An 18279-nucleotide genomic window follows, 5' to 3' on the forward strand; every position below is an offset into this window, starting at 1 on the left:
GCCGGCCAACCCTCGCATTCGCCGTACGGCCCTGCAAGGGTTTTTAATCACGCTGATCCGGTTTTTTCGCTTTTAATGTCTTGTGAGCCTCTTCGACAATTTGATTGATCGTTTCTTCCGCTATCGGCGTTCCGGATTGCGCCTCTCCGTCCCAATGCAAATGGAGAAGGAATTCGATGTTGCCGTCGCCGCCGGTAATCGGAGAAAACGAGGCGTTTCGGCAGTCGTATCCTTCTCGAGCCGCAAACCGGCTGATGTCATCAAGCACAGCTTTATGGACGAGGGGATCGCGGACGATCCCTTTTTTCCCGACGGATTCCCGCCCTGCTTCAAACTGCGGTTTGACGAGAGCGATGCAGTCGCTTCCCGGCACTAAAATGTTCTTCAGCACAGGGAGGATGATTTTCAGTGAGATAAAAGAGACATCGACCGTCGCGAACTCCGGCAGCCCTTCCGTAAAATCGGCAGGTGTGCAATACCGGAAATTGGTGCGTTCCATCACAACAACCCGCTCATCCTGCCTCAGCTTCCAGGCGAGCTGATTATAACCGACATCAACGGCATATGAGCAAAGAGCGCCGTTTTGCAGCGCACAGTCTGTAAAGCCGCCGGTGGACGAGCCGATGTCAATCATCAGCTTGCCTTGAACGGAGAGCTGAAACTCCTTTAATGCTTTTTCAAGTTTTAATCCGCCTCTTGAGACGTATTTTAACGGGTTTCCTTTAACGGTCAGCGGGATCGTGCGGTCGACCTTTTCGCCCGGCTTGTCCAGTCTGTTTTCATTCGTATAGACAATGCCGGCCATGATGGCTCTTTTCGCTTTTTCCCGCGTTTCCATTAACCCTCTTTCTACTAATAAAACGTCGAGCCGTTCTTTTTTTCCTGTCATGATCCAATTCCTTTATGAGTCTTTACGGGCGTCAAAAGTCTTATTCGTCTGATGACGTCTTCTTTTGTCATTCCGATCTCTTCCAGAAGCTTGGCGACGCTGCCGTGTTCAATAAATTGATCAGGTATCCCCATTCTGTCAATGATCGGACTGTAAGACTGATGTTCATGGGCAAACTCAAGGATCGAGCTGCCGAATCCGCCTTGAAGCACAGCCTCTTCGATCGTTAAAATCGGAAGCCCCTCGTTCAGGATTTCCTTCAGCATGTTTTCATCGAGCGGCTTGATAAAACGGGCGTTTACCACTCTGACCGAACGGCCTTCTTTTTGCAGCTCCTCCGCGGCAGCAAGCGCCATCGGAATGGTGGTGCCGAACGTTAAAATGACCGCGTCTGTCCCAGGTCGCAGCACTTCCCACGTTCCGATCGGGATCGTTTTTAATTCTTTATCCATTTTGACGCCGAGTCCGTTTCCGCGCGGAAAGCGCATGGCAATCGGGCCGTCGTCGTATTTGACAGCCGTGTTGACCATGTGCTGGCCTTCGTTTTCGTCTTTTGGCATCATGAGAACCAAATTCGGAATATGCCGTAAAAAAGCAATGTCAAACACGCCCTGGTGTGTTTCCCCGTCGGCGCCGACGAGACCTGCTCTGTCAATGCCGATAAATACATTTAGATTTTGCCGGCAGATATCATGGACAACCTGGTCATAGGCGCGCTGAAGAAATGTCGAATAGATCGCCAGAAACGGCTTCATATTCTGTGTCGCAAGTCCCGCCGCCATCGTTGCCGCATGCTGTTCCGCAATGCCGACATCAAACATGCGCTCCGGAAATTCGCTCGCAAACCCTTCAAGTTTTGAACCGACAGGCATGGCCGGAGTAATGGCCACAATCCGTTCATCCTCGCGGGCAAGCTTCCTGACCGTTTCGCTTACGAGCGAGCTCCATGATGGTGCAGCAGCTTTCGGTTTGACAAAGTCACCGGTATCGATTTTATATGGGCCGGTTCCGTGCCATGTTCCGGTTTTATCAGTTTCCGCAGGCTTGTAGCCTTTTCCTTTTTTCGTAATAACATGGAGGAGTACCGGGCCTTTCGTTTTCTTCGCATACTGCAAGTTCTCAAACAGTTCATCGTAGGAATGGCCGTCTACAGGCCCTAAATACGTAAATCCAAGCTCTTCAAAGAACATCCCGGATACGAGCAGATATTTAAGGCTGTCTTTAATCCGTTCGGCTGTAGCGGCAAGCTTTCCGCCAACAGCAGGAATCCGCTTGAACAAATACTCGAGCTCATCTTTGACCCATTGGTATTTTCCGGCTGTACGCAGCCTTCCGAGCATGGAATGAATCGCTCCGACGTTTGGAGCGATGCTCATTTCGTTGTCATTCAAAATGACAATCATATCTTTTTGTTCATGGCCGATATGGTTAAGCGCTTCAAGAGCCATGCCGCCGGTCAGTGCACCGTCTCCGATGATCGGGATGATATATTCGTTTGTGCCTTTTAAGTCTCTCGCAGCCGCCATCCCCATCGCACCGGAGAGAGAAGTCGAGCTGTGGCCCGTTTCCCAGACATCATGTTCGCTTTCATTCCGCTTTGGAAAACCGCACAGCCCTTTATGCTGGCGCAGCGTGGCGAAGTCCTTTCCGCGGCCGGTCAACAGTTTATGAACATACGATTGATGCCCCACATCCCACAAGAACTTATCTTTCGGGCTGTCAAATTCTTTATGCAATGCAATGGTAAGCTCGACAACGCCGAGATTCGGACCAATGTGCCCTCCGGATTCAGAAAGCGTTTCAATTAAAAAACGGCGAATTTCAGCGCTCAAGCTTTCCAGTTCTTCATTTGAAAGGTTCTTCAAAAATGCAGGGTCCTTTATCGATAACAGATCCAATCGGATCAACTCACTTTCAGCATGATTTCTGCAAGTATGCGCCTTGCTTCGTTTTAGGTTTTCAGCTTGAATTATTATATGATGAATTCATCCCCATGCGCAAACTTGCATATGCGGACGCTTCGTTTGAAAAAACAGCCGCTAACACAACGTGATAACGGCGCGGCGTTTTAGAGTTCAACTCTCTACATTTTATCACAATAAGCCTTTGATGCTCAAATGGAAGCCCTGTATCAATGATCCCTAGCGGCAATCATATCGCAGAACTCGTACATAAGCTCTTTTTCAAGCGGAAGCTCTGAAATCAGCTGTTTTGCTTTTTCAATATGTTCATCAAGTTTTTGGCTGGCGCCCTCAAGCGAAAGGAGCGACGGATACGTCGACTTTCCGTTTGAAGCGTCGGATCCGATCCGTTTGCCGATCTTATCCTCCGAGCCTTCAAGGTCCAAAATGTCATCTCTGATCTGAAAGCCGATGCCGATATGATGGCTGAATTCGCGCAGCTTTTCGATCTCTTTTTCAGATGCATCTGCAAGAATGGCTCCCGCAATGACGCTGAAGCTGAGGAGTTTAGCCGTTTTTCCTTCGTGGATTCGCTGCAGTTCATCAAGAGATACAGACTTTGATTCCGCTTCCATATCTAAAATCTGACCGCCGACCATGCCTTCGGCCCCCGCTGCCGAAATCAGCTCGTTCACCAGTCTGATGCGCTTTTCAGCGGATACATCAGAAGGCATATTGGAAGTGATCATTTTGAAGCTTTCGGTTAATAAGGCGTCTCCCGCGAGAATGGCCGTCGCCTCCCCGTAAATTTTGTGGTTTGTCGGCTTACCTCTTCTGAGGTCATCGTCATCCATACAAGGGAGGTCGTCATGGATTAATGAATACGTATGGATCATTTCAACCGCGCATCCGACTGGAATTCCGGCTTCTTCGTCTTTTCCGTACGCATGAAGAAGCGCAAGAACCAATATCGGTCTCAGCCGTTTCCCCCCGGCTTCCAATGAGTACAGCATGGATTCCTTGAGGATGGACGGCGCTTGCAAGTCTTTAATATACATCGGAAGGCGCTCTTCAATTACTGTTTTTCTCGATTTTAAAAATCCTTCAAGTTTACCGGTCACCTTTTTCCTCCTCCCGAACACTGAAAGGAGCTAATTCCCCGTTTTCCCGCAAAATGAAGTCCATCTGTTTTTCGACATTTTGCAGTTTTTCGTGGCATATTTTCGAAAGAGCCATCCCCTCCTGGAAATAGTCGATCGCCTTTTCCAAAGGCACGTCCCCTTCTTCAAGCTTTGATACGATCTGTTCCAAACCTTTCATCGCCTCTTCAAATGTCAGGTCATCCCGGTTTGTTTTGTTTTCTTCAGCCATTTGTTTCGCCTCTCTTTTGCAGTACCTCACAGGTCAGCGTCCCATCGTTTAATGTGACGCGGATCTCGTCTTTTTCATGAACCTGTTCAATACTTTTAATCAATTCGTTTTCTTTATATGTCAAACTGTACCCTCTTTCCATCACTTGGAGAGGGCTTAATGCATTCAGTTTACCAAGAACCGTTTGAAACTGCGAGTGAATCTGCTTCAGCTGCACTTTCATATTCCGCTTCAGCCGGACTGTTTGCTCTTCATGCCTTTTTCGCGCTTGTTTAAGCTGCTCCTCGGGATGAAGCATCTCCAGCTTGTATGTCTGTTCGTTCAGTTTTTGTTTTTTGCGGTCGACGGTCATCGCCAGCTGTTTTTGGAAACGGTCGAATATCAGGTCGAATTCCTGTTCCTTTTGGGCATATAGCCGCTTCGGGTATCGGAAGGCATAGGAGGACTGAAGGTTTTTCACCCGCTCCTGCCGCTTTTTTAAGTCCTGCTGCATCGATTTTGTCATTCTCGCTTCGAGCGTTTTCAGACGCTCCAGCAAATCAAGCATATTAGGTACGGCCAGTTCGGCCGCTCCTGTCGGGGTTGCCGCGCGCAAATCGGCGACAAAATCGCTGATTGTAAAATCCGTTTCATGCCCGACGGCAGAAATGATCGGAATGTCAGAAGAAAAAATGGCCCTGGCGACGGCCTCTTCGTTAAATGCCCACAGCTCTTCGATCGATCCTCCTCCTCGACCGACGATTAATACATCGCATAAGTCTCTGCGGTTAGCCTCTTCAATGCTGCTTACGATGGACTCGCCCGCGTTTACTCCTTGAACGAGCGTAGGAAGGACGATCACTTTTACAAGGGGATATCTTCTTTTAATGGTGGTGATCACATCGCGTACAGCCGCTCCAGTTGGAGACGTGACAACACCGACGACGGATGGGAACGCGGGGATGGGTTTCTTGTATTTTTCATCAAATAAGCCTTCTTGCGATAGCTTTTTCTTAAGTTCCTCATACGCGAGATGAAGCGCACCTATGCCGTCCGGCTGGATTTCTTTTGCATAAAGCTGATAGCTGCCGCTCGGTTCATATACCGAAATGCCGCCTCTCACCAATACTTTCATCCCGTTTTCAGGGGTAAAGGCGAGATTCCTGTTTTGTCTGGCGAACATGACGGATTGGATGCGGGCGTTATCATCTTTCAGTGTGAAATAAATATGGCCTCTGCTATGTATTTTAACATTTGACAGCTCGCCCTTGATCCAAATATCTTCAAGATGAGGGTCCACGTCAAATTTGCGCTTAATATATTTTGTCAAAGCCGTGACCGTGACAAATGATATTTCACTCATGGCACAGTCTCCTTTCTAAGAAGGCACAAGAACGTTCATCCGCCGGCGCGAGACCAGGCGGATGAACGGCTGTACATTAAAGTTGAATTGTACGCTTCGCTGATTTAACCGTGTTGTGGGCCAGCATTGTAATCGTCATCGGACCGACACCGCCCGGTACAGGTGTAATATAGGAAGCCTTTTCCTTCGCTTCTTCAAAATCGACATCACCGGCGAGCTTTCCGTTGTCAAGGCGGTTGACGCCGACATCGATGACGACGGCTCCCTCTTTAATTTGATCCGCTTTGATGAAATTCGCCTTTCCGACAGCGACAATCAGAATGTCGGCTTTTTTTGTATGAGCCGTAATGTCGGCCGTTCTTGAATGGCAGTACGTAACGGTTGCGTTTTCGTTCAAGAGCAGCTGCCCTACCGGCTTTCCGACGATATTGCTTCGTCCGACGACAACAACCTCTTTTCCCGACAGGTCAATCTCGGTTTTCTTTAAAAGCTCCACGATCCCCGCAGGCGTGCAAGGCAGAAACGTATCTTCGCCAAGCAGCATCTTCCCTACGTTTAATGGATGAAAACCGTCAACATCTTTCTCAGGGGATATTCTCTCGATCACCGCTTGTTCGGAAATATGATCCGGAAGAGGCAGCTGGACAAGAATTCCGTGAAAGTCGTCATTTTGATTGTACTGGTCAATCACTTCAAGAAGCTCCTGTTCAGTGAAGCTTGCATCGAAATGATCCAGCTGAAAACGAATCCCCATTGCTTCAGCTGCTTTTTTCTTTCCCCGTACATATGAAAGAGACGCCGGATCATCACCAATTAAAATAACGGCCAGTCCCGGGGTAACTCCTTGTTTTTTCAGCTCTTCAACTTCCTTGGCCAGCTGCCCGCGCTTTTCCTTTGCTGTTTCTTTCCCGTCGATGATGGTTGCTGTCATTTGCTCTCCTCCTAGATTATTCAAGATCGGATTTAATGTTAGAAAGAACACCGTTTACAAACTTCGCCGACTTGTCATCACCAAATTGCTTTGCCAGTTCAATCGCTTCATTCATAGAGACGTTGACAGGTATGTCATCTAAAAAGATCATTTCGTAGGCGGACAAACGCAAAATCGCGCGGTCGACATTCGCCAGCCTGTCAAGCTTCCAATTGACGAGATGCCGCTTGATCATCTCATCGATTTTCTCTTTGTTCTCTAAGACCCCGTAAACGAGCTGTTCGAAAAAAGCATCGCTTTCCTGCCCGTCCAAGGCATGCTGCATCGCTTCATTCGGTTCTATATCACTGACATCAATCTGGAATAGTGACTGCAAAGCCTTTTCTCTTGCTGTTCTTCTTTTCATTCTTTCTTTTTCTCCTTTTACCCTCTTTGCTGCTTGCCGTTTAAGCCACAAAGAGATCATATCATATTTTTAGTCTTTCCGCATGCAAAAATCGCGGTTTTATCGTCAATAACCGAATAATAAGGAACAATCGTTTATTATCATTCGTTTTTCGAACTTCTCAACAAACTCTCCGGTTATCTTATTTTTGATCGATATCGGCGGAAAGATGCTTTTAAACGTCATTTTTTAAAACGGAACATGAAAAAACCAAAGGGCCGTCATTCCCCTTGGTTCTTCCACTTCACCGCACTACATCTCTTGATCGATTTCCACCTCGTGCGTTTTTGAATCGAATTGAATGCCAACGATGTGAATATTGATTTCATTAATCGAAAGAGCTGTCATATTGAGAAGCGTCTGGCGGATATTATCCTGAACGGCATTCGCAACTTTAGGAATCGACACGCCAAACATCATCACGCAATAAACATCAATGATAATTCCGTCATCGGACAAATCAACTTTGACGCCTTTGCCGTGATTCTTTTTTCCAAACCGTTCTACGACACCTGTCGCAAAATTGCCGCGCATTTCAGCTACGCCTTCAACTTCGGAAGCTGCGATTCCGGCAATGACTTCAATCACTTCCGGAGCGATTTCCACTTTTCCCAAATGATTGTCTTCATGGCTCATTTCCAATAAGCTGTTGTCGTCTTTCAATATGTTCACCTCCGTTAAAATTACGACCCCATTACATCATATATTTCTAAAAACTTCGTATTAAATTCTCCGCTTACGAATGTTTCGTGCTCAAGCAGCTTCAGATGGAACGGTATCGTCGTATGAACGCCTTCGATGACGAATTCGCTCAGCGCTCTTTTCATCCTTGAAACAGCTTCTTCCCTCGTCTTTCCGTAAGTGATGACTTTGGCAATCATGCTGTCGTAATAAGGGGGAATCGAGTATCCCGGATAAGCCGCGGAGTCCACTCTGACGCCGAGCCCTCCCGGAGGCAGATACATCTCGATTTTTCCCGGAGAAGGCATGAAGTTTTTCTCAGGGTTTTCCGCATTAATCCGGCATTCGATTGCCCATCCGTTAAAGGTGACTTCATCCTGGGTGAGGGTTAATTTTTCGCCTGACGCCACTCTGATCTGCTCTTTAATCAAATCAACGCCCGTCACCATCTCTGTCACCGGATGCTCAACCTGAATGCGCGTGTTCATTTCCATAAAGTAGAACTTCTGCTCGCGGTAATCGTAAATAAATTCTACCGTTCCCGCTCCCGTGTACTTCACGGCTTCAGCCGCTTTGACAGCGGCCTGCCCCATCTGCTCCCTGATTCCTTCATCCAGAGCAGGTGAAGGGGTTTCTTCAAGCAGCTTTTGGAGCCTTCTTTGGATTGAGCAGTCGCGTTCCCCCAAATGAATCGTGTTTCCGTGTGTGTCTGCAAGCACTTGGATTTCGACGTGTCTGAAATCTTCAATGTATTTTTCAATGTACACACCCGGGTTGCCGAAAGCGGTGGCAGCTTCCTGCTGAGTGATTTTAATGCCGTTGATCAGCTCTTCTTCCGTCCGGGCGACCCTGATTCCTTTTCCGCCGCCCCCGGCAGTTGCCTTTATAATGACAGGATACCCTATATCGCGGGCCAATGAAACCGCATCTTCAATATCTTCAATAATTCCTTTGGAGCCCGGTACGATCGGAACACCGGCCTGCTGCATTGTTTCCCTTGCAACATCCTTTGTCCCCATCTTGGAAATCGCGTCTGCTGTCGGCCCGACAAAGGTTACATTTACCTCTTCGCAAAGCTCGGCAAAATCGGCGTTTTCTGCCAGGAAGCCGTAGCCGGGGTGAATCGCATCAGCACCGGTCATTTTGGCGACGCTGACGATGTTCGTTATATTCAAGTAGCTGTCTTTTGAAAGCTTAGGTCCGATGCAAAATGCTTCATCAGCCATCTGAACATGGAGCGCCTCTCTGTCGGCCTCGGAAAAGACGGCTACCGTTTCAATCCCCAGTTCTTTACAAGCTCTGATAATCCTGACAGCAATTTCTCCCCTGTTCGCAATTAATAGCTTTTTGATCATCTTATTGCTCCTTACTCTGCTTTTACTAAAAATAAAGGTTGTCCGTATTCAACCAGCTGGCCGTTTTCAACTAATACTTCAACGATCTCGCCTTTCACTTCGGCTTCGATCTCATTGAAGAGCTTCATCGCTTCCACAATGCAGACGACAGAGGACTCTGTTACCTTCGAGCCGACTGTTACGTAAGGGTCGGCTTCAGGCGAAGAAGATGCATAAAACGTTCCAACCATCGGAGAGGTGATCTTGTGGAAGTTTCCGCCTTCTTTTGCCGCTTCTTCTTTTGCAGGCGCATCCTGAACAGGCGCTTGCTTGGCCTGAGCTTCCGGAGCCGGTGCCTGAACAGGCGCCGCAGCCACTTGCTGAATGGTTTGCACGGTTCCGCTTTGTTTTTTCAGTTCAACCTTCGATCCTTCGTTTTCGTATGTAAATTCATTTATCGAAGATTCATCAATTAATTTTATCAACTGTCTGATTTCATCAATGTTTAACATGCTATCGCACTCCTAATGAAAAAGATTTTACGCATTTATCAGTTAGTACTAAAAGTACATACTATATTCATCTTACAGGAGAGGAATGCCGAATTCAACTACAATCATGGACGCCCTGCACCAACAGGGGCCTTAGGCATAAAAAAATCCCGCTTTTTGCAAGCGGGATAGGTTTAATCTGCTGGCTCGAACGTTACAGCCACATCGTTTAAGTTTTTCACTTCTTTTGCGACGATGTCGATGATATCGGTGGCAGCGGCTTTCGAGTGCTCCTTCGCCTTCACCGTAATATTGACTTTATCGCCGTCGGCGTTGACCAAGGCGTCTTTATAGCCTTTTGTTTTGATGAGGGTTTCAAGGGTCTTTTCCGTTCCTTCAGCTTCGCTGAGCTCTGTCATCTTGTCGTAAGCTTCGCTTTTTTCTTTTGCCGTCGCTTTATCGCTTCTGACGATTTCGGTTAATTCCTCCCTCTCCCTGCTGCGCTGATCGTCCATTTCCATGCGGTATGTTGTGAATAAATCTTCATCACCCGATGATTCCTCTGTGACAACCTCTCCGTTCTGCTCACTCGCAGACGTTTCTTTATCTTTTGTATCTTTCCCTTTAGTTTTGTCTTTAGCAGGCGCGGTATCATCTTTGCCATCCTTGGCAGGCTCTTCTTTCATCGGTTTTTCTTTTTCAGCGGCAACTTGTTCCTTGTCATCAACCGTGACGACATTTTCTCCTTCGGGCGACATAATGTAGTAGACACTCAGTACAACGACGAGACTTAACATGGTTAAAAGCCAAACCGTTTGTTTTTTCAGCATCATTTATGAATCCTCCTTCATTTTTTTAGGGGCAACAGCGACGCGGTGGCTCGGAACATCAAGAACCCTTGTCACTGCTTCAATAATGGTCTTTTTTATTTGAACGTTGTCGACTCCCTGAGCGACAACGAGAACACCCCTGATATCGGGCTTTTTCGTCTGAACGACGACAGGCGTCTCTTTATCTCCGTTTTTGATGATGACGATTTCTTCGTCTGAAGACATTTCAGACACCGTCCGCTTGCCTCCCTGTTTATCTGTCTCATTCGTTGAAGTTTCCTGGGTTTTTCTGTTTTTCTCGAATATTTTCAATGAGGTTGCATCAACATTGACGACGATTGACACGTCCTCAACGCCGATGATGGTTTCCAATATGTCTTTGAGCTGATTTTCATATTCCTGTTCGTAATCTTGGATCGATTCCTTCGGTTTGTCATCTGAGGCGGGCTTGAACACTTCTTTTTCTCCTTCACCGCTCTGTACGGTGCTTTCAGACGTAGCTTTTTGTGAAGCCGCCGGCTGATCTGCCGCTGGCTCTTGGGAAGGTTCGGAAGAGAAGATCTGGCTGACGAGCATGAAGGAAACGCCGAGAACAAAAAGCAGCAGAAAGTAGTGATATTTCGTCAGCTTTTTTCCGTCTTTCTCGTCTTTCGGGAGCAGGTGGCCGATCAGCTTTTCGATCCAGGTTCTTTTATTCATTGCCGCTTCGTTCTCCCCCTTCGATATGAACTGTAATCTTGTCGGGGCTTATTTCCCAGATGCCTGCTAGCTGTTCTCTGACTTCCCCCGTCTCTTTCTTTTCTCTTTCCTGCATGGACTGGTAGCTCCGGTCCGTATTGATCTCGACAGGAGCGACGGCTTGGACCGTTTTTTCCGATGCTGGTTTCAAGAATACCGAGACTTCCGCATGCTTACTGAGGTCTTTCTCTGTTTTCAGCTGGCTGTCAGAAGAGACCTCGACTCGGTCTATCTTGTATTTGTCGCTTGTAAACCTGCCCTCTGCGTTCTTTTCCAATTGAACAGCCATCTGTTCTAAGATATATGCTTGTTGTGAGGCTTGTATTTCTTTTTTTTCTGAATTCAGCTGATTTTTTATTTCGTTTGACTGAACTTGTCCGTTTTTTGTAAGCTTCTCAAAAATCACATCCGGATCTGTCCTGAATAAAGAGAAGATCGGGTTCAGTATTACAACGATCAAGAGCAGGCTGATCACCATTTTCGCGTATTTTTGCATGCTCGAATTCGGCAGAAGCATATCGATGACGATCGCCATCAGAATAAATAGAATAATATTCGTGAGCCACTCTGTCAGAAATTCCATCTCATCCCTCCCTACTTCATCATCATCGTCAGATTCCCCGCTGTAATGATCACGGTTAAGCTTAAGAAAAACATCAGCGAAACGATGGCCATGGCCGCGAAAATGTAGATGACGCTTTTGCTGATGACATCCAGGCAGCTGATAACCGGGCCGCCTCCGAGAGGCTGGAGAACCGCCGCGGCAATTTTGTATATGAGCGCGAGGGAAAGGATTTTGATCGCGGGAAAGGCTGCGATGCAAATTAAGATTGCCACACCGAGTATCCCGACGGTGTTTTTCAGCAGGAGAGACGCGCTGATCACCGTGTCTGTCGCTTCGGTAAACATGCGGCCCAATACGGGGATGAAGTTTCCGGTAATGAATTTTGCCGTCCGCAAAGTAATGCCGTCCGTCACTGCGGCTGAGGCGCCCTGAACCGAGATGACACCGAGGAATACGGTCAAAAATGCAGCCAGCGTGCCGATCGCCGCATTTCTGAGGAGCTGGGCCAGCTGTGTGACTTTATATTGGTCCGTCATCGTGCTGACAATGCTTAAAATCGCTGATAAAAATAAAAGCGGCAACACGATATATTGGATAAACAAGCCGCTCGTGTTCATGAGAAAAAGAATGACCGGATGAAAGAATGCGGCTGAGGCGGCTCCCCCCGAAGTCGCCATCAGCGCCAGAAGCAGAGGTACGAGCGACAGGATAAAGCTTGTCATCGTCTGAATCGCTTCATTCGCATATGTGACGGCAACCCGAAAGCTGTTGAGCGCAAGAATAATCAGCACCATGTAGACAATTGCATACGCCACTTTGCTGACGGTGCTTTGTTGAAACGCGTTTTGCAAAAGCTGAAGCAGGACGCAGAAGATGGTCAACAGGATCAGCGTCCCCAGCAGTTTCCCGTTAGCCAGCACTTCATGGAACAAGTAGGAAAACAGCGCTTTGCCCCATTCCTCAGGCGAAAAGTGCTTTTCTCCTTTGACAAATTCAAGCAGGCTTCCTTTTTGACTTTCGGGAAGGTGTCCCCCATACTCTGTCAAAATGTTGTTCCAGAACTCCCCGACCCGGTCTAGTTCCAAACCTTCAGCCTGCTCTCTTGCAATGGCTTCTGCCGATTCTTCTGCAGCGGTTTCCCCAGCCGGCTCCGCTTCTTTTGGCGAAGCTTGTACATTATGCGCTCCAAAGCATACGATTCCGATGACCAAGAGCCAGAACAGAAAACGCTTCACTCAGGAAATCCTCCTTTCTGACTAAGACATGGAAGGGATGAGTCCGATGATCGTTTCGATAATCACGGTTAAAATAGGCACAGCCATGACTAAGATGAGGATTTTGCCTGCCAATTCGATCTTCGAAGCAATCGCACCCTGTCCGGCATCCTTTGTCAGCTGGGCGCCAAACTCCGCAATATAAGCAATCCCGATAATCTTCAAAATCGTTTCGACATACATCATGTTGATGTTGGCATTGGCAGCTATTTTTTCAATCATCCGAATGATTTCGTAGACCTGATCTACTAAGAATAAAAAAATCGTGCAGCCGGCAAAAACGACAATCAAAAAAGCAAACGTCGGTTTTTGCTCTTTCACAATCAAGCTGAGGAAGGTGGCGATCATTCCCAGTCCTACGATTTGAACGATTTCAATGAGTGAGCCCCCCTATCCTTGAAATAGAAAGACAGCTTTTATCTTTTGGAATAGATCATCGACAACAGTTGCCACCATGAACAATATATAAATGAATCCTAAAAGCGTGACCCATTGGGCATATTCCTTCTTCCCCATTTGATCCAGTATGGTGTGAAGAAAAGCGACGACGATCCCGACGCCGGCAATTTGAAAAATAATATTTACGTCTACTCCCATTTCGTGTATGCTCCCCTCTTCATTACATCAATAGAAGAATCAGTAGCAGTCCCGTCAAAAATCCAAGGCTTTTGACCATTTTTTCATTTTTCGCCTGGGCGAGATTTGCTTCAGCTTCCTCTGTCTCTAAATGGGTTAACGCCAGTTTGATATGTTTTTGCTGAGAAATCAGATCATGACGGCCCAGCGTTTCGCCGAATTGCCGTAAAATCTCGTATTCTTTCTTTTTAAGAGCCGTTTCGGGCCATACTTTCTCCAGGCTGTCTTCCCATGCCGTCCCTGCTGAAGCGCTGCCTTTTTCAAGCTGTTCTGCAAATGTCTGAAACAAAGAGGCTACCGGCTCGGTAAGCTGGTGTGCGATCTGTTTTGATGCCTGACGGAGCGGTGTATGCCCGTACATGATTTCAGCCTCCAAAGACTGCAAAGCGGCCAACAGCTGGCGGATTTGCTTCGGCCTTTCCCTGAAAGGCTTCGCCATTTCAAATCCTGTCCATGTGGCTGCTGCCAAAATAAGCACGGCACCTAAAAGCTTCAGCATGATAACATCCTCTTTGCTGCCCCGAGCGGCTCTCCGTTCCCATTTAGGATGCGGCTCAGGCTGCCGGGACCGTTCTTTCTGGAAAGTTCCACGATTCGCTCAAAAACCCGGTGCTCTTGAAGCATTTTCAATGATGGACGCCTGGCGAGATCTGCATATGTGTAGCCGTGAGCCGAAACGATGACAGTCACCCCCGCGTGGACCGCTTCCAAGAGCGCTTCTGCGTCTTCCATTCTCCCGATCTCATCGGCGATCATTACCTCCGGACTCATCGATCTGATCATCATCATCAGCCCTTCCGCTTTTGGACAGGCGTCAAGGATGTCTGCCCGGTCGCCGAGCCGATATTGCGGTATGCCGTTTACACAGCCTGCGATTTCAGACCTTTCGTCAACAATCCCCACTTTTTTGGCAGGGGCGTTGCCGCTTCCCGAACTGATCAGCCTGGCGAGGTCTCTGAGCAGTGTTGTTTTTCCGGTTTGCGGCGGACCGATAATCAGCGTGTTCAGCCACGAGTTTTGAAATAAATGGGGGACATACGGTTTGGAAATGCCGATTTTTTCTTTGGCAATGCGAATATTAAATGATGATATTTCTCTGATTCCTTTGACGGCCCCGTTTTCGACGACAACCCGGCCGGCAAGCCCCACGCGGTGTCCGCCTCTGATCGTGACATATCCTTTTTTCAATTCCTCTTCCAGTGTATACATGCTGTAATTTCCCAATCTGTTTAAAAGAAGCGCCGAGTCTTCAGGCGTCGCCACATAAGGGAGAAAGCGCGGCTTTCCTTTGTTCACCAGTTCCAGCGGACGACTTGTCCGAACCCGAATTTCTTCTATCTGATCGATTTCATGGTCGCCAAGACCGCTGAGCGCGCGTTTGATCGTATCGGGGAGAATCTCTGTGATGTGGTGCAAAAACACTCCCTCCTCTTTTTGCTTGTCTTCTATAAAAATGTATGATCAAAGGAAGACATTATGACAAGTCGGCCTCTCTTATCATGTGTCGCTATTTATAGATCCCCGCGATGATCAAAACCACTCCCATAAAGATCAAAATCAGCTTTGCGTAAGAAAGCTGCCCTGCAATCTGATAGATGCCGATTGTCATTGTAATAATAAAGATGAGCGGCCCGACCATGGCCAGTACGCTGTTGACCGCCACAGCTTTTCTGACGTCGTTTGTCAAAAGCATCACAACAGCCGCCGTCAGTTCGATCAAAGATGATACCACCCTTAACGCCGCCATTGTCAAAACCGTCGGATTGACTTGTCCAAAGAAAAGCTTCATGATCTTAAACCTCCAGTAACACTTCCTCTTTTTTTACACTCTATGCTCTCCTTTGAAAAAGTAGTCTTCCGATTTTTCTATTTGGCATGTGAGAGGTAAAAGATTTCAGACAGCAAAAAAAGAGCCGGCTTCAATGAAGCCGGCTCTTTCCCGCTGTTACCTTTATGCTCTTGATACGTAAGAACCGTCAGAAGTATTGACAACAAGCGTATCTCCTTCGTTTACGAAGAATGGCACGTTGACGACAAGGCCTGTTTCTGTTTTTGCTGGTTTTGTTCCGCCTGAGGCTGTGTCGCCTTTAATGCCCGGTTCTGTTTCAACAACTTTCAGTTCGACCGTGTTCGGAAGTTCGATTCCAATCGTCTCTGTCTGATACATCATGATCTGAACAGACATATTTTCAAGCAGGAATTTGAGCTCGTGTTCGATTTGCTTCTCGTTCAGCTCAAGCTGCTCGTAAGATGTCGTATCCATAAAAACGTGCTGATCGCCGTTGGCATACAAGTACTGCATCGTTTTTGTTTCAATTTGGGCGCGGGCCACTTTTTCACCTGCGCGGAATGTTTTTTCCTGAATCGCACCTGTGCGAAGATTTCTCAATTTTGAGCGGACAAATGCCGCGCCTTTTCCCGGCTTAACGTGCTGGAAGTCAACAACGCGCCAAATCCCTCCGTCTACTTCAATCGTTAAACCTGTGCGAAAATCGTTTACTGAAATCATGATTATCCTCCTATTGCTCCAATCAAACGGATTATAAAATAATTAAATCTTTCGCGGAATGGGTAAGGGATTCGTTTCCTTCCTCTGTCAGGACAATATCATCTTCTATCCTGACCCCGCCTTTGCCCGGTATGTAAATTCCCGGTTCAACCGTTACAACCATGCCTTTTTCAAGCATCTGGTCAGAACGTGCTGAAAGCGCCGGACTTTCATGAACTTCCATGCCGAGGCCATGGCCTGTTGAATGGCCGAAATAATCGCCGTAGCCTTGTGAAGATATGTAGTCCCTTGTGTATGCGTCAGCCTGTTTCCCGGTGATTCCCGGCTTGATGCTCCGCATGCCGATAGCCTGCGCCTCAAACACGGTTTGATAAATGCGTTTCAGCTCATCATCCGGCTCTCCTACCGCGACTGTACGCGTAATGTCCGAGCAGTAACCTTTATAGTAAGCCCCAAAGTCCAGCGTCACAAGGTCGCCTTTCTCGATCGCTTTGCCGCTTGCCACTCCGTGCGGCAGACTTGAGCGTACGCCTGACGCCACGATCATATCGAAGGACGAATGATCGGCTCCCTGGCTCCGCATGTAAAACTCGAGCTCATTGGCGACTTCAATTTCGGTGATGCCGGGCTTGATGACCGTCAGAATATGGCTGAATGCATCATCTGCAATCTTTGCAGCTTCCTTTAATATCTTAATCTCTTCACTTGACTTAATCAAGCGCAACTTTTCCACAGATTGAGAAACGGGAACGAGTTCAGCTGCGCCAAGCTGCTCTTTGTAGGCGGCATACGTTCCGTATGTCATTTTATCCTGTTCAAAACCGATTTTGTTTATCCCCATCTCTTTGATCACTTCGGCGGTCTTTTGAACGATTCCGCCGGCATGCTGAACGATGTCAAAGCTTTTGATTTGATCCTTCGCCTGTTCTGTATAGCGGAAATCCGTAATAAAGACTGCTTGATCGTCTGAGATGACCGCCAGTCCTGAAGATCCGGTAAATCCGGTGATGTACCGCAAATTAACGCCGCTCGTCACCAATATACCGTCAATGCCTAAACCGCCGAAAAGCTCTCTCAATTTGTTTAGTTTCATTGTCCACTAGTCCCCCTATTTGTTATTTGTGTTCATAAAATAAGAGATGGCCAGCTTATAACCTTCAAAGCCGAGTCCGGTGATCTGGCCTCTTGCAACCGGAGCGATGACCGAGCGGTGCCGGAACTCTTCCCTTGCATGAGGATTTGAAAGATGAACCTCAATCACCGGTATGCTGATTGCAGCCACCGCATCGCGGAGGGCATAGCTGTAATGCGAGAAAGCCCCCGGATTCAAGACGATTCCATCGTATTGCTCCTCTGCCTCATGAAGAGCATCAATCAGGTCCCCTTCGTGGTTTGACTGAAAAAAAGTCAATTCTGTCTGAATGCCTTCGGCAAATTGAAAAAGTCTTTGTTCCAAATCGGTTAATGTGTCTGTCCCGTATACATCGGGTTCGCGTTTTCCAAGCCGGTTTAAATTCGGTCCGTTCAAAATTAAAATATGCGGCAACTCTGCCTCCCCCTTCTCATCACGCAAAAAAATGTCCACTTACAGTGAACATTTTATCATATTGCTTCCTGATCAGGCACTATTCTCTTGTTTCTCCAAGGGCGCGCGTCAGTTTTTCAGAATTGAGCTCATTGTATTCAAACGAAATGGAATAGCCGACGAATAAACCGTAAAGCAGATAAATGCACAGCGTCGTCACAATCGTTTCCCTCTTTAATTCAGCCACTGTCTGAACATCGGGAAACATCGGATTGAACAGGTAAAACACGACAGCCCACAAAACGGCTCCATAGACAATGCCTGCCCACATGCCTCTGACCTGCTTCAAAGTGCCGTAGTAAAGCAAGGCAGCCCCGATGGAAATCACTCCGATCAAGAGTATGCTGATAAACGTTCCGAGAAATCCGTTTTTCCAGTCGCCGATGACAAAAGGCTGGAGAATCATGTTCGCATTGACCTCGGAGAACTTAAAAAGGTACGCCAGCTCACCGAGTGCACTCCAGAGCACTCCGCCGACAAAGCCAGTCATGATCACCCTTCCGGTGAAAGTCATCGGGGTTTCACGCTTATTCTGCTCAAGCTCTTCCGGCTGTTTTTGATTGTCTTCATTACCCATACAGTCCAGATCACCTCCATTTCCAGTATGTCCAAAAACAGCCGCGGCAACATCAGCTTTCCCAGATTTTTAAAATCCGAGTGTAAAAAGCATGAAAAAGGGTATACTTTAATTAGATTTGGCTTTGTAAGAGGTTCGAATTTCTTAAATTTTTGAGCCCGTCAATCTAGAGGTTTCAGC

The 18279-nt window shown here is 47.4% G+C and carries 23 protein-coding genes; all 23 read right to left on the reverse strand.

Annotated features, from left to right (window positions below; all coding sequences use genetic code 11):
- Nucleotides 1-43: 43 nt before the first annotated feature.
- A complete protein-coding gene (locus TRNA_RS34370) occupies nt 44-889 on the reverse strand; it encodes a TlyA family RNA methyltransferase (protein WP_003183371.1) in 846 nt (281 codons plus the stop codon).
- Entirely contained in the window at nt 886-2787 is a 1902-nt protein-coding gene (gene dxs, locus TRNA_RS34375) for a 1-deoxy-D-xylulose-5-phosphate synthase (protein ID WP_003183372.1), read from the reverse strand. Before dxs ends, TRNA_RS34370 begins: the two co-directional genes overlap by 4 nt.
- Before the next feature lie 233 nt (nt 2788-3020).
- Entirely contained in the window at nt 3021-3911 is an 891-nt protein-coding gene (locus TRNA_RS34380; protein WP_003183374.1) for a polyprenyl synthetase family protein, read from the reverse strand.
- A complete protein-coding gene (locus TRNA_RS34385; RefSeq protein WP_011198110.1) occupies nt 3901-4161 on the reverse strand; it encodes an exodeoxyribonuclease VII small subunit in 261 nt (86 codons plus the stop codon). Before TRNA_RS34385 ends, TRNA_RS34380 begins: the two co-directional genes overlap by 11 nt.
- Nucleotides 4154-5503: an exodeoxyribonuclease VII large subunit gene (gene xseA, locus TRNA_RS34390; RefSeq protein ID WP_003183378.1), complete on the reverse strand. Its 1350-nt coding sequence runs from the start codon at nt 5501-5503 to the stop codon at nt 4154-4156. The genes TRNA_RS34385 and xseA overlap by 8 nt, the downstream gene beginning before the upstream one ends.
- A 76-nt stretch (nt 5504-5579) precedes the next feature.
- A complete protein-coding gene (gene folD, locus TRNA_RS34395) occupies nt 5580-6434 on the reverse strand; it encodes a bifunctional methylenetetrahydrofolate dehydrogenase/methenyltetrahydrofolate cyclohydrolase FolD (protein WP_003183381.1) in 855 nt (284 codons plus the stop codon).
- A 16-nt stretch (nt 6435-6450) separates the two neighbouring features.
- Nucleotides 6451-6840, reverse strand: a complete 390-nt coding sequence (gene nusB / locus TRNA_RS34400; RefSeq protein WP_003183384.1) for a transcription antitermination factor NusB — start codon at nt 6838-6840, stop codon at nt 6451-6453.
- A gap of 291 nt (nt 6841-7131) precedes the next feature.
- Complete coding sequence (locus TRNA_RS34405) at nt 7132-7515, reverse strand: Asp23/Gls24 family envelope stress response protein (protein WP_031314658.1); 384 nt, start codon at nt 7513-7515, stop codon at nt 7132-7134.
- A gap of 47 nt (nt 7516-7562) precedes the next feature.
- Nucleotides 7563-8915, reverse strand: a complete 1353-nt coding sequence (gene accC, locus TRNA_RS34410; protein ID WP_003183389.1) for an acetyl-CoA carboxylase biotin carboxylase subunit — start codon at nt 8913-8915, stop codon at nt 7563-7565.
- Nucleotides 8916-8926: 11 nt separating this feature from the next.
- Nucleotides 8927-9406 carry an acetyl-CoA carboxylase biotin carboxyl carrier protein gene (gene accB, locus TRNA_RS34415; protein ID WP_003183390.1) on the reverse strand — a complete coding sequence of 160 codons (480 nt, stop codon included), beginning with the start codon at nt 9404-9406 and terminating at the stop codon, nt 8927-8929.
- 173 nt (nt 9407-9579) lie between these two features.
- Nucleotides 9580-10215 carry a SpoIIIAH-like family protein gene (locus TRNA_RS34420; protein ID WP_031314659.1) on the reverse strand — a complete coding sequence of 212 codons (636 nt, stop codon included), beginning with the start codon at nt 10213-10215 and terminating at the stop codon, nt 9580-9582.
- A gap of 3 nt (nt 10216-10218) precedes the next feature.
- Nucleotides 10219-10914, reverse strand: a complete 696-nt coding sequence (gene spoIIIAG / locus TRNA_RS34425; protein WP_009327917.1) for a stage III sporulation protein AG — start codon at nt 10912-10914, stop codon at nt 10219-10221.
- Complete coding sequence (spoIIIAF, locus tag TRNA_RS34430; protein ID WP_003183393.1) at nt 10907-11536, reverse strand: stage III sporulation protein AF; 630 nt, start codon at nt 11534-11536, stop codon at nt 10907-10909. The genes spoIIIAG and spoIIIAF overlap by 8 nt, the downstream gene beginning before the upstream one ends.
- An 11-nt stretch (nt 11537-11547) precedes the next feature.
- Nucleotides 11548-12753 carry a stage III sporulation protein AE gene (gene spoIIIAE / locus TRNA_RS34435; protein WP_003183394.1) on the reverse strand — a complete coding sequence of 402 codons (1206 nt, stop codon included), beginning with the start codon at nt 12751-12753 and terminating at the stop codon, nt 11548-11550.
- Nucleotides 12754-12774: 21 nt separating this feature from the next.
- Nucleotides 12775-13170, reverse strand: a complete 396-nt coding sequence (gene spoIIIAD, locus TRNA_RS34440) for a stage III sporulation protein AD (protein WP_254926369.1) — start codon at nt 13168-13170, stop codon at nt 12775-12777.
- Nucleotides 13171-13182: 12 nt separating this feature from the next.
- On the reverse strand, nt 13183-13389 hold the full coding sequence (gene spoIIIAC / locus TRNA_RS34445; RefSeq protein WP_003183409.1) for a stage III sporulation protein AC: 207 nt from the start codon (nt 13387-13389) through the stop codon (nt 13183-13185).
- Between the two features lie 22 nt (nt 13390-13411).
- Nucleotides 13412-13927 (reverse strand): stage III sporulation protein SpoIIIAB, encoded by a 516-nt coding sequence (gene spoIIIAB / locus TRNA_RS34450; RefSeq protein WP_003183410.1) that lies wholly within the window; start codon nt 13925-13927, stop codon nt 13412-13414.
- Complete coding sequence (spoIIIAA, locus tag TRNA_RS34455; protein WP_003183411.1) at nt 13921-14844, reverse strand: stage III sporulation protein AA; 924 nt, start codon at nt 14842-14844, stop codon at nt 13921-13923. The genes spoIIIAB and spoIIIAA overlap by 7 nt, the downstream gene beginning before the upstream one ends.
- 91 nt (nt 14845-14935) lie before the next feature.
- On the reverse strand, nt 14936-15217 hold the full coding sequence (locus TRNA_RS34460) for a YqhV family protein (protein ID WP_003183412.1): 282 nt from the start codon (nt 15215-15217) through the stop codon (nt 14936-14938).
- A gap of 162 nt (nt 15218-15379) precedes the next feature.
- Nucleotides 15380-15937 carry an elongation factor P gene (gene efp / locus TRNA_RS34465; protein WP_003183413.1) on the reverse strand — a complete coding sequence of 186 codons (558 nt, stop codon included), beginning with the start codon at nt 15935-15937 and terminating at the stop codon, nt 15380-15382.
- A 31-nt stretch (nt 15938-15968) separates the two neighbouring features.
- Nucleotides 15969-17030 (reverse strand): M24 family metallopeptidase, encoded by a 1062-nt coding sequence (locus TRNA_RS34470; protein ID WP_003183414.1) that lies wholly within the window; start codon nt 17028-17030, stop codon nt 15969-15971.
- 15 nt (nt 17031-17045) lie between these two features.
- The gene (aroQ, locus tag TRNA_RS34475; protein WP_003183415.1) at nt 17046-17483 is read right to left on the reverse strand and encodes a type II 3-dehydroquinate dehydratase; all 438 of its coding nucleotides are present in this window, start codon (nt 17481-17483) and stop codon (nt 17046-17048) included.
- A gap of 79 nt (nt 17484-17562) precedes the next feature.
- Nucleotides 17563-18099: a YqhR family membrane protein gene (locus TRNA_RS34480; protein ID WP_003183417.1), complete on the reverse strand. Its 537-nt coding sequence runs from the start codon at nt 18097-18099 to the stop codon at nt 17563-17565.
- Between the last annotated feature and the right edge of the window lie 180 nt (nt 18100-18279).

Source organism: Bacillus licheniformis DSM 13 = ATCC 14580, from assembly GCF_000011645.1.
In the GTDB taxonomy this organism is placed as follows: domain Bacteria; phylum Bacillota; class Bacilli; order Bacillales; family Bacillaceae; genus Bacillus; species Bacillus licheniformis.

Coding starts and splice junctions, on each gene's coding strand:
- TRNA_RS34370 (WP_003183371.1), bottom strand. CDS start 889: ATGACAGGAAAAAAAGAACGGCTCGACGTTTTATTAGTAGAAAGAGGG.
- TRNA_RS34385 (WP_011198110.1), bottom strand. CDS start 4,161: ATGGCTGAAGAAAACAAAACAAACCGGGATGACCTGACATTTGAAGAG.
- xseA (WP_003183378.1), bottom strand. CDS start 5,503: ATGAGTGAAATATCATTTGTCACGGTCACGGCTTTGACAAAATATATT.
- folD (WP_003183381.1), bottom strand. CDS start 6,434: ATGACAGCAACCATCATCGACGGGAAAGAAACAGCAAAGGAAAAGCGC.
- nusB (WP_003183384.1), bottom strand. CDS start 6,840: ATGAAAAGAAGAACAGCAAGAGAAAAGGCTTTGCAGTCACTATTCCAG.
- TRNA_RS34405 (WP_031314658.1), bottom strand. CDS start 7,515: ATGAGCCATGAAGACAATCATTTGGGAAAAGTGGAAATCGCTCCGGAA.
- accC (WP_003183389.1), bottom strand. CDS start 8,915: ATGATCAAAAAGCTATTAATTGCGAACAGGGGAGAAATTGCTGTCAGG.
- accB (WP_003183390.1), bottom strand. CDS start 9,406: ATGTTAAACATTGATGAAATCAGACAGTTGATAAAATTAATTGATGAA.
- TRNA_RS34420 (WP_031314659.1), bottom strand. CDS start 10,215: ATGCTGAAAAAACAAACGGTTTGGCTTTTAACCATGTTAAGTCTCGTC.
- spoIIIAG (WP_009327917.1), bottom strand. CDS start 10,914: ATGAATAAAAGAACCTGGATCGAAAAGCTGATCGGCCACCTGCTCCCG.
- spoIIIAF (WP_003183393.1), bottom strand. CDS start 11,536: ATGGAATTTCTGACAGAGTGGCTCACGAATATTATTCTATTTATTCTG.
- spoIIIAC (WP_003183409.1), bottom strand. CDS start 13,389: ATGGGAGTAGACGTAAATATTATTTTTCAAATTGCCGGCGTCGGGATC.
- spoIIIAB (WP_003183410.1), bottom strand. CDS start 13,927: ATGCTGAAGCTTTTAGGTGCCGTGCTTATTTTGGCAGCAGCCACATGG.
- TRNA_RS34460 (WP_003183412.1), bottom strand. CDS start 15,217: ATGAAGCTTTTCTTTGGACAAGTCAATCCGACGGTTTTGACAATGGCG.
- efp (WP_003183413.1), bottom strand. CDS start 15,937: ATGATTTCAGTAAACGATTTTCGCACAGGTTTAACGATTGAAGTAGAC.
- TRNA_RS34470 (WP_003183414.1), bottom strand. CDS start 17,030: ATGAAACTAAACAAATTGAGAGAGCTTTTCGGCGGTTTAGGCATTGAC.
- TRNA_RS34480 (WP_003183417.1), bottom strand. CDS start 18,099: ATGGGTAATGAAGACAATCAAAAACAGCCGGAAGAGCTTGAGCAGAAT.